This window comes from Streptomyces sp. NPDC006335, from assembly GCF_040612795.1.
Lineage (GTDB): Bacteria > Actinomycetota > Actinomycetes > Streptomycetales > Streptomycetaceae > Streptomyces.
Map to the genome: position 1 here is coordinate 173,897 of NZ_JBEXQX010000017.1, position 12,404 is coordinate 186,300.

General features: G+C 71.5%; 11 protein-coding genes. 5 read left to right on the forward strand and 6 right to left on the reverse strand.

The features are described from left to right. The first annotated feature begins 1 nt into the window (after nucleotide 1). Nucleotides 2-745 carry a CbtA family protein gene (locus ABZ098_RS35455; protein WP_356597845.1) on the forward strand — a complete coding sequence of 248 codons (744 nt, stop codon included), beginning with the start codon at nucleotides 2-4 and terminating at the stop codon, nucleotides 743-745. A gap of 36 nt (nucleotides 746-781) precedes the next feature. Here the strand turns inward: ABZ098_RS35455 and ABZ098_RS35460 are convergent, their stop codons facing one another. The 4 genes from ABZ098_RS35460 to ABZ098_RS35475 form a co-directional block, all read right to left on the reverse strand. After that, complete coding sequence (locus ABZ098_RS35460) at nucleotides 782-1,228, reverse strand: hypothetical protein (RefSeq protein WP_356597846.1); 447 nt, start codon at nucleotides 1,226-1,228, stop codon at nucleotides 782-784. A 230-nt stretch (nucleotides 1,229-1,458) separates the two neighbouring features. Beyond that, nucleotides 1,459-1,695: a hypothetical protein gene (locus ABZ098_RS35465; protein ID WP_356597847.1), complete on the reverse strand. Its 237-nt coding sequence runs from the start codon at nucleotides 1,693-1,695 to the stop codon at nucleotides 1,459-1,461. Nucleotides 1,696-1,946: 251 nt separating this feature from the next. Beyond that, on the reverse strand, nucleotides 1,947-3,506 hold the full coding sequence (locus tag ABZ098_RS35470; RefSeq protein WP_356597848.1) for a helix-turn-helix domain-containing protein: 1,560 nt from the start codon (nucleotides 3,504-3,506) through the stop codon (nucleotides 1,947-1,949). A 95-nt stretch (nucleotides 3,507-3,601) separates the two neighbouring features. After that, nucleotides 3,602-4,201 carry a GNAT family N-acetyltransferase gene (locus ABZ098_RS35475; protein WP_356597849.1) on the reverse strand — a complete coding sequence of 200 codons (600 nt, stop codon included), beginning with the start codon at nucleotides 4,199-4,201 and terminating at the stop codon, nucleotides 3,602-3,604. A 190-nt stretch (nucleotides 4,202-4,391) separates the two neighbouring features. On the opposite strand from ABZ098_RS35475, the gene ABZ098_RS35480 reads away from it, so the two are divergent. The 4 genes from ABZ098_RS35480 (at nucleotide 4,392) to ABZ098_RS35495 (ending at nucleotide 8,400) form a co-directional block, all read left to right on the forward strand. Continuing rightward, nucleotides 4,392-5,012, forward strand: coding sequence for an L-threonylcarbamoyladenylate synthase (locus tag ABZ098_RS35480; protein WP_356597850.1), 621 nt, complete (start codon nucleotides 4,392-4,394; stop codon nucleotides 5,010-5,012). A gap of 125 nt (nucleotides 5,013-5,137) precedes the next feature. After that, nucleotides 5,138-5,893 (forward strand): dienelactone hydrolase family protein, encoded by a 756-nt coding sequence (locus tag ABZ098_RS35485; RefSeq protein WP_356597851.1) that lies wholly within the window; start codon nucleotides 5,138-5,140, stop codon nucleotides 5,891-5,893. A gap of 98 nt (nucleotides 5,894-5,991) precedes the next feature. Further along, nucleotides 5,992-7,365: a DEAD/DEAH box helicase gene (locus ABZ098_RS35490; protein ID WP_356597852.1), complete on the forward strand. Its 1,374-nt coding sequence runs from the start codon at nucleotides 5,992-5,994 to the stop codon at nucleotides 7,363-7,365. Between the two features lie 219 nt (nucleotides 7,366-7,584). Next, a complete protein-coding gene (locus tag ABZ098_RS35495) occupies nucleotides 7,585-8,400 on the forward strand; it encodes an SAM-dependent methyltransferase (protein WP_356597853.1) in 816 nt (271 codons plus the stop codon). A gap of 100 nt (nucleotides 8,401-8,500) precedes the next feature. Here ABZ098_RS35495 and ABZ098_RS35500 read toward each other — a convergent pair whose 3' ends face one another. Together ABZ098_RS35500 and ABZ098_RS35505 are read right to left on the reverse strand one after the other, a co-directional pair. Then, nucleotides 8,501-10,555 carry an RICIN domain-containing protein gene (locus ABZ098_RS35500; RefSeq protein WP_356597854.1) on the reverse strand — a complete coding sequence of 685 codons (2,055 nt, stop codon included), beginning with the start codon at nucleotides 10,553-10,555 and terminating at the stop codon, nucleotides 8,501-8,503. A 239-nt stretch (nucleotides 10,556-10,794) separates the two neighbouring features. After that, on the reverse strand, nucleotides 10,795-11,859 hold the full coding sequence (locus ABZ098_RS35505) for a LacI family DNA-binding transcriptional regulator (protein ID WP_356597855.1): 1,065 nt from the start codon (nucleotides 11,857-11,859) through the stop codon (nucleotides 10,795-10,797). Nucleotides 11,860-12,404: the final 545 nt, after the last annotated feature.

Consider the following 12,404-nt stretch of genomic DNA (forward strand, 5'->3'; position numbering starts at 1 on the left):
CATGAACTCCACAGTCGTACGCGCCCTGTTGGCGCGCGGCATGCTCGCCGGACTCGGTGCCGGCGTGTTGGCCTTCGTCTTCGCCTACCTGGTCGGGGAGGGCCCGGTGGACGCGGCCATCGCCTTCGAGGAGGCCGGCGCCCACGAACACGGCGAGGAACTCGTCAGCCGTTCCGTGCAGTCCACCGCCGGACTGGCCACCGGTGTCCTCGTCTTCGGGGTCGCCATCGGCGGCATCATGGCGCTGGCGTTCTGCTTCGCCCTGGGCCGGATCGGCCGGTTCGGCGCACGGGCGACGGCGGGTCTGGCCGCGCTCGGCGGCTTCCTCACCGTCTACCTCGTGCCGATCCTCAAGTACCCGGCGAACCCTCCCGCGGTGGGCGACCCGGACAGCATCGACCAGCGCACCGCCCTGTTCGTCCTGATGATCGCGCTCAGCGTGCTCCTCGGGATCGGCGCGGTCCTGCTGGGCCGCAGGCTCGCCCCGGCCTGGGGCAACTGGAACGCCTCCACCGCGGCCGCCGTGGCGTTCGTCGCCGCGGTGTCGGTGGCGATGGTCGTCCTGCCCGCCGGGGACAACACCCCGAAGGGCTTCCCAGCCACCGACCTGTGGGAGTTCCGCCTGGCCTCCCTCGGCGTCCAGGCCGTCCTGTGGGCGGCGTTCGGGCTGCTGTTCGGCTACCTGGCCGAGCGGGTCCTCGAACCGAGGCGGGCCCGGGGCGAGATCTCCGCGCTCGTCGCCTGACAGCGTGGGTTCCGCCGGGGGCGCGCCCGGCGGAACCTACGACGTGCCCTGGAGCCGCCGTATGGTCCCGCCCAGCTTGTTCCTCACCCGCTCCAGGTGCCGCGCCTCGGCGCTGACCACCCAGCGCGGGCCCACCAGGTACTCGCCCCCGTAGACACTGGCCGCGTCGAGCCACGCCTCCTTGTACTTCTCCGCGGGGAAGGTGGTGATGCGGTAGTCCGCCTGCCGCGACCGGCACACTCCCTCGCGCAGCTCATCCGCCTCGATCCGGATCTCGGCCGTGCAGCCGGCCAGCCCGGCGATCACCTCGATCCTGGCCGGGGCCACGATGCCGGCGGCGGGCGGGGCCGAGCTCTCCGACGGCCGAGGGGCCCGGGCGCCGCCGTCCTCGCCCCCGCCGCAGGCCGATACCAGCGCGAGGCTCCCGACCAGGGTGCCCAGTCGCAGCACGGTGATCCGATGATTGCGTCCTCGTCGCGGCACGAGCCTCTCCGTATCCAGTCGGCGTACGACTACGCCCTGGGGTACGGAGGTCCTGTCACGGCTGTTCAGCCGCCGGCTGCCCCGCGGTGGGAGGCGGTGAGCGGGAGGCGGGGGGTTACCTCTGGTGCCGAAGAGGACGACGCCCGCTGACCGGGTCGTCGGGATCAACGTCTCCGGGCACGACGGAAGGGCCGGACACCCGTCTGTCCGGCCCTTCCGCACCTACCGGGTCAGCCGCCGTTCAGGCGGGCGCGCAGGACTTCCTTGCCGATCTCGGCGCCCTTGCGACTGTCCGCCTGGGCCTTGCGGAACAGGTCGGCGACCTCGGTGTCCTTGCCGCGTTCCGCGTCCTGGATGTAGCTCTCCAGTCGCAGCGCGTTGCTCAGGCACGCCTCCACATACCAGATCAGGTTGTAGTCCTTGTCCGGCGTGCCGGTCGTGCCGCCGGTCTCCGTGCTGCTGGTCATTCCGGCCTCCTCCAGCGGTAGTCGTTCCGGAGCCGGACGAGTACCCGTCGTCCGCAGGTCAGTCCACACCGGGTCGAAAATCCGCCAGGGAATCGACTCCTCGGGCCACCCGGCGGCCGGAGACACGGAGAAACGTCGCGGGGGGGGGCGACCGGTCCCCCGTTCCGGTCGTTCCCCCCGCGGGCCTCGAACCTACGTGACCTGCGCACCCCTGTGAATCGCGTCGATGCCCGCTGTGCACGGCACAGGGCTCACCCGTGCACAGGTGCGTCCGGATGGCCCGGACCATCCGGATAGCCCTGTTCGTGGGGGACCAGTACGGGGTGTTCGAGTTCGCCCGTCGCCAGATGGGCCAGGACGACCTCGTACAGGTCGCCGCCGGCTGCGATCAGCTGTCGTTCGAGGACCGGCTCGGCACTGCGGACGTGTTCGCGGACGGTCTGCGCGTGGACCGCCAGCGTCTGCGCGGCCCGTTCCGCGTTGCCGCCCGCGGCGATCCAGCTGCGCAGGGTGCGGCGCAGGTCGCGGGCGTCGCTGTCCAGACGCCCCAGCAGTTCCCGCGCCCAGGTCTCCAGCGCGGGTCCGGCCAGCAGGTCGCCCAGTTGTACGGGAGGCCTCCCGGGGCTGCGGTGGTCCGCCTGGCCGTCCGCGAGGCTGACCTGGGTGCTCAGGGCGAGGTGGACGGTCGCACGCACGGTCAGGTCGGTGAAGTCGGTGCGCAGCAGGGACTCGACGCGTTCCATGCGGGCGCGGACGGTGTTGCGGCTGACACCGAGGACCTTGGCGGCGGCCACGGCGGTGAACTCCAGGCCGAGGCGGGTGGTGGCGAGCAGTTCGGCGCGGGTGTGGTGCGGCAGGGTGTCGAGGGGACGCAGCAGCCGGGCGGTCCACTCACGCAGGGCGGCCGGTTCCATCAGCCTTTCGGGGCGGTTGCGTTCGGCGTACAGCGCGGTCTTGTCCGGTCGTACGCGCGCCACGGCGAGGGCGCTGACCGCCTGCCCGTAGGCGGTGGCGGTCCGGGCGAGGCTCTGCGGGGAGCTGCCGCCGAGCAGGGTGCCGGGGGTGCGGTCGACGAGCGAGCGCAGGGCCTCGCCCGCCGCGTCCCCGGTGGTCATGATGATCACGTGCTCGTCCATGGCCGGGCAGCGCACGACCAGGGCCCGGTCGCCGGTCAGGCCGAGGCACTCCTCGGCGAGCCGGTCGCGCTGGGCGGCGTCGCCTTCGAGGACGTAGACGCACGCCGTGTCGGTGTCGAGCAGGCCGGGCCACAGTCCCGAGGCGACCCGGCGCGCCGAGACGGTGTCCTCGACCATGAGCAACTGGAGTATGGCCAGGCGCAGATCGGACGTGGCACGCTTCAGGCGCCGCCCGGCCTCGGTCGTCTCGCGGACGCGCAGCAGCAGTTCGAGGACCTGGACGGTGTGCGTGAGGATGTCGGAGGCGCGCCGGTCGAAGGGTTCGGGGCGGGCCACCGCGAGTACGGCGGCGGCTCCGGCGGCTGCCGGGTCCGGATGCTCGACCCTGACCAGCCGCAGGTGGCCGCTCTCGTCAGCCGTGGCCGCGGAGGCGATGCGTCCGGCGAGGATGTCGGCGACGAGGTTCTCGTCCAGCGGCATCGGCGTTCCGGCGACGAGGGTTCCGCTGTCGTCCTGGAGCGCTGCCGTGCCGTTCACGGTCTCCGCGAGCCAGGTGACGACCCGGCGGACGTCCCGTCCGGTCGGCCGCAGATGGTCGAGGAGTTCCCGCGCCCATGTCGGGGTCCCGGCGTCCGCCGCCCCGCTGCCACCACGCCCACCCTCCTGACCTGCCACGTCGCCCTTCTCCTCGCCCCACAGTCCTTGCCGACATACCGCTCGGGACGTTACCTCACGGGCGACGGACGGACGCTCGCCCGTACACGATCCGATCAGGTGGGCGACAGACGCGTGTGGAGATGGGCGTCGAGCGGGAAACGCGGTGGGGCCGCGGGCCGGAGCGCCGTGAGGGGGTATCCGCACTTCCGGGCCACCCGGCAGGAGGCGGAGTTCCCGGCGCTGTGCAGGAGTTCGAGGCGTACGAGTCCGTCCGCGGCGAAAGTGGTGAAGGCCCAGGTGGTCAACGCGTCGAGGGCACGCGGGGCCACTCCCCTGCCCCGCGCGTGTCCGGCGGTCCAGTAGCCGACCTCGGCCGCCGGTCCGCCGGACTCCGGGCGCTTGAGGACGGCGTGCCCCACGAGGGGTCCGTCGACGGCCGGATCGCCGTCCCGCCCGTGCCGCCCGTGCCGCTGCCCTGCCTCGACGACGGCGAACGCGAAGCGGTCCCCTTCCCGCCACCCCCGCTCCTGCGCCCGCACCCACCGCACGGCCTCCGCTTCCCCGTCCACGACGGACCGGATCCAGCGCCGCAGGACCTCGTCCCGGTGCAGGACGACGAGCTCCGGGGCGTCCTCGGGACACCACGGCCGCAGCGCCAGTGCCGGCGCTGAGGCGGTGGCGGGGGCATGGAGTCGTACGGCGGTCTGGTCCATGCTCGGAGCGTAGGTGATCGACGGGGGCGGTTCCGGTGAGGGGGCGGCACAGTTCGGTTGTGGACAGCCCGTGCCGCCGTCGTCCTTCACGCCTTCCTGCGGTCTCCCTTCGGGGGAAGGCATGGAGGGGGTCGATCGGCGCCACCCCGGCCTGCGTCGCCGCCGCGCGTCGACGGCATAAGCTCGACGGATGGCGAAGTACTTCGACGTGCACCCCGACAACCCGCAGCCCCGCACCATCTCCCAGATCGCCCAGAGCATCCGGTCGGACGCGCTGATCGCGTATCCGACGGACTCCTGTTACGCGCTCGGGTGCCGGCTGGGCAGCCGTGACGGCATCGACCGGATCCGGACCATCCGTCATCTGGACGACCGGCACCACTTCACCCTCGTCTGCCAGGACTTCGCGCAGCTCGGCCAGTTCGTCCGGGTCGACAAGGACGTGTTCCGCGCGATCAAGGCGTCGACGCCCGGCAGTTACACCTTCATCCTCCCGGCGACGAAGGAGGTCCCGCGCATGCTCCAGCACCCGAAGAAGAAGACGGTGGGCGTGCGCATCCCCGACCATGTCGTCACCCAGGCGCTGCTCGCCGAGCTCGGGGAGCCGCTGCTGTCGAGCACCCTGCTCCTGCCGGACGAGGAGGAGCCGATGACCCAGGGCTGGGAGATCAAGGACCGTCTCGACCATGTGCTGGACGGGGTCGTCGACTCCGGGGACTGCGGCACCGAACCGACGACGGTGATCGACTTCTCGGGCGGTGAGGCGGAGATCGTGCGGCACGGCGCGGGTGACACCAGCCGGTTCGAGTAAAGCGGCTCTCAAGTGGGAGGGGGCTGCGACGGCCTGGTGGATGGTGCGTGCAAGCATGTGCCCCGGCCCGGTTCCGCCGGGTCGGCGACCTGCTCGCCGTCGCACGCGCAGAGAGGCAACCCCCCATGACCTCCGTACAGGGAACCGCCGTCGACATCCCCACCGAGGACGGCGTCGCCGACGCCTATCTCGCCCACCCGGGCGACGGTGTGCCCCGGCCGGCCGTCCTGGTCTTCCAGGACGCCTTCGGGCTGCGCCCCCAGCTCAGGTCGATGGCCGACCGCCTCGCCGAGGCCGGCTACACGGTTCTCGTACCCAACGTCTTCTACCGTCACGGACGCGCGCCGGTCTTCGAACTGCCCGAGTTCATCGACCCCGGTGCGCGGCCGGAGATCTTCGAGAAGATCGTGCCGGTCATGCAGGCCCTGACGCCCGAGCTCGCGATGCGGGACGCGGGAGTGTATCTGCGCTGGCTGGCCGACCGCCCCGAGGTGGCCGAGGGCCCGGTCGCCCTCACCGGCTACTGCATGGGCGCCCGGCTGTCGCTGCTCACCGCCGGCACCTATCCGGACCGGGTGGCCGCCGCGGCCGGCTTCCACGGTGGCCGCCTGGCGACCGACGGCCCGGACAGCCCGCACCTGGTGGCCGGGAACGTCACCGCGGAGCTGTACTTCGGTCACGCCGACGACGACCCGTCGCTGCCTCCGGAGCAGATCGAGCGTCTCGCCGCCGCGCTGACCGAGGCCGGGGTCCGTCACCGGTGCGAGGTCTACGACGGCGCCCCGCACGGTTTCACCCAGGCCGACACCGCCTCGTACCACCGCGAGGGCGACGAGCGGCACTGGGCGGCGCTGCTCGACCTGCTCAAGCGCACCTTCTAGGAGGGGCGGCGGTCACTTTGTGTTACCGTCTAACCTTTGCGCACTCATGACTTCCTGCCGGGCCTTCCTCGGTACGTCCCCTCTGCGGAAGGCTCTTCATGGACCAGCCCGACCACGCCGGTACGACGTCTCCTGGCGTTTCCTTCGCCGATCTGGGGCTGCCGGCCCCGGTGCTGCGCACCCTCACCGAAGGCGGGGTGCGCGAGCCCTTCCCGATCCAGGCGGCCACGCTGCCCGACGCCCTCGCGGGACGCGACGTCCTGGGGCGCGGGCGCACCGGATCGGGCAAGACGCTCGCCTTCGGCCTGCCGTTGCTGGTGCGGACGGCTGGGCAGCGCGCCGAGGCGAAGCAGCCCCTCGCACTGGTCCTGGTGCCCACCCGGGAGCTCGCGCAGCAGGTCACCGAGGCGCTGGCACCGTACGCCGAGGCACTCCGGCTGCGGATGGCCGCGGTCGTCGGCGGTATGTCGATCGGCCGGCAGATCGCCGAGCTGAGGGAGGGCGCCGAGGTCGTCGTAGCCACCCCCGGCCGGCTGCACGACCTCGTCGAGCGCAAGGCCTGCCGCCTGGGACGGGTGCGGATCACCGTCCTCGACGAGGCCGACCAGATGTGCGACATGGGCTTCCTGCCGCAGGTCACGGAGGTGCTTGACCAAGTGCGGCCCGAGGGCCAGCGGATGCTGTTCTCGGCCACCCTCGACCGCGACGTCGACCACCTGGTCAGCAGCTACCTCCACGACCCCGTCGTGCACTCGGTGGACCCGTCCGCGGGTGCCGTCACGACGATGGATCACCATGTCCTGGTCGTCCACGGCCCCGACCGGTACGCCGTCACCACGGAGATCGCCGCCCGCGACGGTCGCGTGCTGCTGTTCCTGGACACCAAGCACGGTGTCGACCAGCTCACCCGGCATCTGCGCGCCAGCGGAGTGCACGCCGCGGCCCTGCACAGCGGCAGGTCCCAGCCGCAACGCACCCGCACCCTCGCCCAGTTCAAGGCGGGCCAGGTCACCGTCCTGGTCGCCACCAACGTCGCGGCCCGTGGCCTGCACGTCGACGACCTGGACCTCGTCGTCAACGTGGATCCGCCCACCGACGCCAAGGACTATCTGCACCGCGCGGGCCGGACCGCACGGGCGGGAGAGTCCGGAAGGGTCGTCACCCTCGTGCTGTCGGGCCAGCGCCGCGAGACGAGCCGCCTGATGGCCGAGGCCGGCATCGAGCCGACCGTCACCAAGGTGCGCTCGGGCGAGGCGGAGCTGAGCCGCATCACCGGGGCCAAGGCGCCCTCCGGCACCCCGCTCGACGGCGGGTCAGGCGCGTCCCGGCCCAAGAACACCAACGTTCCCTTCCGGGGGCTGGGCACCAGCAAGGACGCCACCCGCGGTACCGGCGGCAAGTCCCGGAAGGCCGGCGAGGCCCGCAAGCTCGCCGAGGCGCGCCGGGCGGCCCAGACGCGTCGCGGCGGCTGAGCAGCGCTGGCCGGCGCCGACACGTCCCGCATTCCACGGCAGCCTCCCGACCGATCGGAATGGGCCCATCCGACGGCAGCCCCGGGCTGACCGGGATCGCCCCCTCCGACGGCAGCTCCCGGCAGACCGGAGTCACCGAACTGGCAGGCGAGCAGCGGGTGTTCGGCATAGGTTGGGGCGTGCACGATCGACGCCTCGGCTCAAGGACGGACCCGCCTCATGACCGACCCGGTGACGATGCCCGAACCAGCGGAACAGCCGGAGATCGACACGTCGGTGCCGCACTCCGCGCGCATCTGGAACCACTGGCTCGGCGGCACGGACAACTACCCCGTCGACCAGGCGGCCGGGGACGCCTACACCGCGGTCTTCCCCGGCATCGTCACCATCGCCCGCGGCAGCCGCGCCTTCCTGCGCCGCACCATCACCTATCTGGTCTCCGAGGCGGACATCAGGCAGTTCCTCGACGTCGGCACCGGCCTTCCGACCGCGCAGAACACCCACGAGGTCGCGCAGCGGATCGCCCCCGACGCCCGGATCGTCCACGTCGACAACGACCCGATGGTTCTGGCCCACGCCCGCGCCCTGCTCACCTCCACCCGTGAGGGCGCCACCGCCTACCTCGACGCCGACGCGACGGACCCGGACCGGATCCTCGCGGGCGCCGCCGAGACCCTGGACCTCGATCGGCCGGTCGCGCTCATCCTCAGCAACATCCTCGGGCACATCGCCGACCACGGTCAGGCCCGCTCGATCGTCACCCGCCTGATGGGCGCCCTCCCCTCGGGCAGCCACCTCTGCGTCAACGACGGCTCGCTCGGCGTGGACCCGGTCTTCGAACAGGCCCAGGACGCCTACAACAAGAGCGGCGCCGTCCCGTACGTCCTGCGCACCGTCGACGAGATCACCCGCTTCTTCGACGGCCTGGAACTCGTCGAACCCGGCGTCGTCCCGGTCACGCAGTGGCGCCCGGCCCCCGGTTCCCCCGTCCCGGAGGTCGTCGCCGAGCACGGCGGGCTGGCCCGGAAGCCGTGACGGGAGGGCGCGGTGGCCGGAGCGCACGACCGAGGCCGGGCCCGCCGTCCGATCGGCAGGCCCGGCCGAGAAGAGAGCGGCAACACCCCGCTCCCTCATGTCAGTTGACGCGGACGATCTTCCACAGTTGGTCGTCCACGTTGACGTCGTTCCACTGCACGACGGACGCGCCGTTGGCGGTGGAGGACTGGGCCACGCCGGCGACGAGACCGCTGCCCACGTTGCCGAGTTTGTAGTAGCCGCCGCCCGCGCTGGTCAGAGTCCACTTCTGGGCGTTGCCGCCCGAGGCGGTGTTCTGGACGATCGCGGCACCCGCGGCGGTGGAGGAACCACTGACGTCGAGCTTCTGTCCGCTGTGGACGTTCTGGAGCGTCCAGGCGCCACCGCTCTGGGACTGGAAGGTCCACAACTGGCAGTCACAGGCGGAGTTCTGCCACTGGTCGGCGGCTGTTCCGGCCGTGGTGGACGCGGCCGGGATCTCCAGGTACTTCCCGCTGTTCTTGTTCACCAGCGCGTACTGGCCGCCGGTCAGCGGCGGCAGAGCGGTCTGGGTGAGGTTCCAGCGCTGGCAGGCGCAGCCGGTACGGTCCCACTGACCGGCCACCGTGCCCACGGTCGTGACACCCCCCGGGATCTCCAGGTACTTGCCGGTGACCCTGTTGAGGGCGGTGAAGCCACCCAAGGGGCTGGGGGCGACGGCCCACTCGTGGTCGAGGGTGCCGTTGTCGTCCCACTGCAGGACCTTGGCGCCGTTGGCGGTGGACTGGTTCTCCACGCCGAGCACCTTCCCGCTGGCCACGTTGAAGATCTTGAAGTAGCCGGACGGCTGGAGGACGAACCTCCACTGCTGGTCGGTGGCGTTGTCGGCGTTCTGCTGGGTGGCGTAGGTGCCGTTGGCGGTCGAGCCGCCCGCGATGGTCAGCGGCAGGTTGCTGCCCGCGTTGGAGAGGGTGTAGGTGGCGCCGTCGTTGATCCCGCCGCCCAGGTCGATGGTGCTGTAGGTGACCGGGTTGAGGGAGTTGCCGTTGTAGCCGCCGCTGAAGACCTCCAGGCTGTGGCCGTCGGGCAGCGGAAGCATGCCGCGGCTGTACCCGCCGGCGACGTTGGACTGGATGCGGGTCCAGGCGTTGGCCGCGCCGTTCTGGGTGTTGAGGAACAGGTCACCGGTGCTGGTGGCGTTGACGACAAGGGTGCCGTTGGGTCCGCCGGTGGGCAGCCAGGTGATGTACGGGGCGCTGGAGGGGACGTAGCCGTCGGTCGACTTCAGCACCTGGCCGGTGACGGAGCCGAAGGCCTCGGGATCGGCGGAGATCTTGTAGTAGATCGCGAAGTTCTTCTCCGGCGCACCGCCGTATTCGTACGTCATCACGTACTTGCCGTTGGGAAGTTGCGCCACGGTCGCCATGCCGGGGCGGTCGCTGTACGTGGGCATCGCCACGTCGTCCACGACCGGGCCCCAGTTCACGCCGTCGGTGCTGACCTGGTGGACCAGCTTCTGGCCGTGGCTGGTGTCCCGCTGGTCCGAGTAGTACACGACCAGCCTGCTGCCGTTCATCAGGAAGAAGGGCTCCCACACCGGCGTGTAGCCGTTGTCGGAGACGGCCCTGCCGCCGGTGGCGATGTTGCTGACGAAGGTCCAGGTCAGCCCGTGGTCCGTGCTGGCGTACATGTCGATCTTCGTCGCGGACCGGTCGCCGGGGACGGAATCGCCCGCGATCAGCAGTGTCCCGGCGGGGAACTTCCCGACTGCCGTGGGCAGTTCGAACAGCTGCGGCTCCCAGCGCATGCCCCAGCCGTTCTGGGTGTCGGTGACCTCGGAGAGCTTGGTCCAGGAGTTGCCGTTGTCGGTGCTGCGGTAGATCGGGAAGACCGGAGTGCCGGACGTGTACTGCTCGAACGTGGCGAGCACGGTGCCGTTGGAGGAGCCGCTGTGCTCCAGGCGTATCGCCCTCGGATAGAGCGATCCGGGCGCGGGGGTGCCGGACGGCGGGGTGTACATGGTCTGCGAGGGACGGGCGAGGGCGTCCGCCTCGCCCGCGGCCGGGAGGAGGACGGTACCTACCGCCGCGATCAGGGCGAGCAGCAGGAGAAGTACGGCGAGGGGGCGGGGGCGTGGAACGGCGCCGGGTCTGGGGCCAGGCTGTGCAGGGGACATGTGCGGCTCCCTAACGGGGATGGGCGGGGTTTTCGGTGCCGCCGCACCCCGCGACCGGTCGGGGCGGGGGTGGCGGAGTCCAGCGGGCGCGGCGGGGCGAGCAGCGCTCAGGTGACGCGGAACGGCCGAAGCAGCGGGCCGACCGGCGCAGAGGTGACACGCAGCAGGGGACGGCCTCGGGGGCCGATCGGCGCTGCGGTGGCGCGGAGCAGTGAGGGTGTCGGCGGGCCGGTCGGCGCTCAGGTGGAGCGGAGCGCCGGGCGGTCCCGGTGGGGCGGTGGGGGTGCGGTCGAGCCGCGGACGACGAGTTCGACGGGGGGCTCATCCGTGTGCGGAAGCTCGGCGTCGGGCTGCTCGACGGCGTGTACGAGCAGCATGACTCCTTCCCGTGCGGCCGCCTCGAAGGGCTGACGTACGGTGGTCAGAGGGGGCGAGACGTAGGCGAAGACCGGGTTGCCGTCGAAGCCGACGACGCTGATGTCCTCCGGCACCCGCCGCCCGGCCTCCCGCAGGGCATGGATGAGGCCGATGGCCATCTCGTCGCCCGCGGCGAACACCGCCGTCACGGAACCGTCAGGGGCGAGCGCGCGCCCAGCCGCGTACCCCGAGGCCGCCGACCAGTCGCCGTTGAGCAGCGGCGGCTCGTGCGCGCCCCGCGCGGCGAGTGCCGCCCGCCATCCCTCGATACGGTCCTTGGTGGCGTACCACCTCCGCGGCCCGGCGAGGTGGTGGACGGTGGTGTGTCCCAACTCCAGCAGGTGCTCGGTGGCCGCCCGCGCCAGCTCATGGGCGCCCACACTCACGGTCAGTGTCCGGGTGGCGGTGAAGGAGGGCGGCGCGCCGAGAAAGAGGACGGGTACGTCGACGCGGAGCGGGACCTCTCCCTTCACGACGGGTTCGGAGACGATGACCCCGTCCACGCCCTGTTCGAGGAGGGCTTCCAGAGCCCCCGCGATGCCTTCCGGGTCACCGTCCGGCGTGTTGATCACGCGGAGCGCGTAGCCGGCGTCCCGGACGGCCTGTTCGATGTGGACCAGCAGGGACGCGGTTCCGTATCCCGCGGTGCCCAGGGCGACGACACCGAGGGAACGGGTGCGTCCGGAGGCCAGCGCCCTGGCCGCGTGGTTCAGCCGGTACCCGAGTTCCTCGGCGGCAGCGAGCACACGGCGCCGGGCCTCGTCCGAGACGTACGGCTCGTCGTTGAGCACCCGGGAGACCGTCTTGCGCGACACCCCGGCCAGCCGCGCGACGTCCGCACTGCGCGGCACGGGGGAGCTCGCGTCGCGCCCCACTCCTGGTGTCATGAAGTCTCCTTCGACTGTTCCTGCCGCGACCGCGGTCGGCGACTATGACCGCGCGGTCAGACCGCGCGGTCATATCTACGTGGCGGACGAACCGCGCGTCAAGGGTTCAGGGCGGGAAAAGGGACCTGCGCACCGCACCGCCACTGTTCAGCGGGGACCAGAAAGCAGACCAGCTCAAGCCGTTCGGACCGGGAGCCGGGCCTCAGCGCGCAACCGATGACCGTCCGCGCATTCGCCCCGCATCGCGAATCGGCCACGAAGTCTTGACATCGACCCCGCATAACGCCCAATCTTCCTGGCAGCCGCTGATCGTGTCTGTGCGATCACGTTTGATTATGGTCAGTTGGCATCCCCATCGTCGCCACCATCATCGGGCCGACCTGCCGAGCACCGGCACGACAGCCCTGTCAGGAGCCGTACATGCAGGAACTCTCCCCTTCGGGTCTCTCTCTTCCTTCGCCGAGCCGTCGTGGTGTGCTCAAGGGTGTGGGTGGTGCCGCCCTGCTCGGGGCGGGTATCCCGTTGCTGTCCGCGTGTGGGAGCAG

Coding starts and splice junctions, on each gene's coding strand:
- ABZ098_RS35455 (WP_356597845.1), top strand. CDS start 2: ATGAACTCCACAGTCGTACGCGCCCTGTTGGCGCGCGGCATGCTCGCC.
- ABZ098_RS35465 (WP_356597847.1), bottom strand. CDS start 1,695: ATGACCAGCAGCACGGAGACCGGCGGCACGACCGGCACGCCGGACAAG.
- ABZ098_RS35475 (WP_356597849.1), bottom strand. CDS start 4,201: ATGGACCAGACCGCCGTACGACTCCATGCCCCCGCCACCGCCTCAGCG.
- ABZ098_RS35480 (WP_356597850.1), top strand. CDS start 4,392: ATGGCGAAGTACTTCGACGTGCACCCCGACAACCCGCAGCCCCGCACC.
- ABZ098_RS35485 (WP_356597851.1), top strand. CDS start 5,138: ATGACCTCCGTACAGGGAACCGCCGTCGACATCCCCACCGAGGACGGC.
- ABZ098_RS35490 (WP_356597852.1), top strand. CDS start 5,992: ATGGACCAGCCCGACCACGCCGGTACGACGTCTCCTGGCGTTTCCTTC.
- ABZ098_RS35495 (WP_356597853.1), top strand. CDS start 7,585: ATGACCGACCCGGTGACGATGCCCGAACCAGCGGAACAGCCGGAGATC.
- ABZ098_RS35500 (WP_356597854.1), bottom strand. CDS start 10,555: ATGTCCCCTGCACAGCCTGGCCCCAGACCCGGCGCCGTTCCACGCCCC.
- ABZ098_RS35505 (WP_356597855.1), bottom strand. CDS start 11,859: ATGACACCAGGAGTGGGGCGCGACGCGAGCTCCCCCGTGCCGCGCAGT.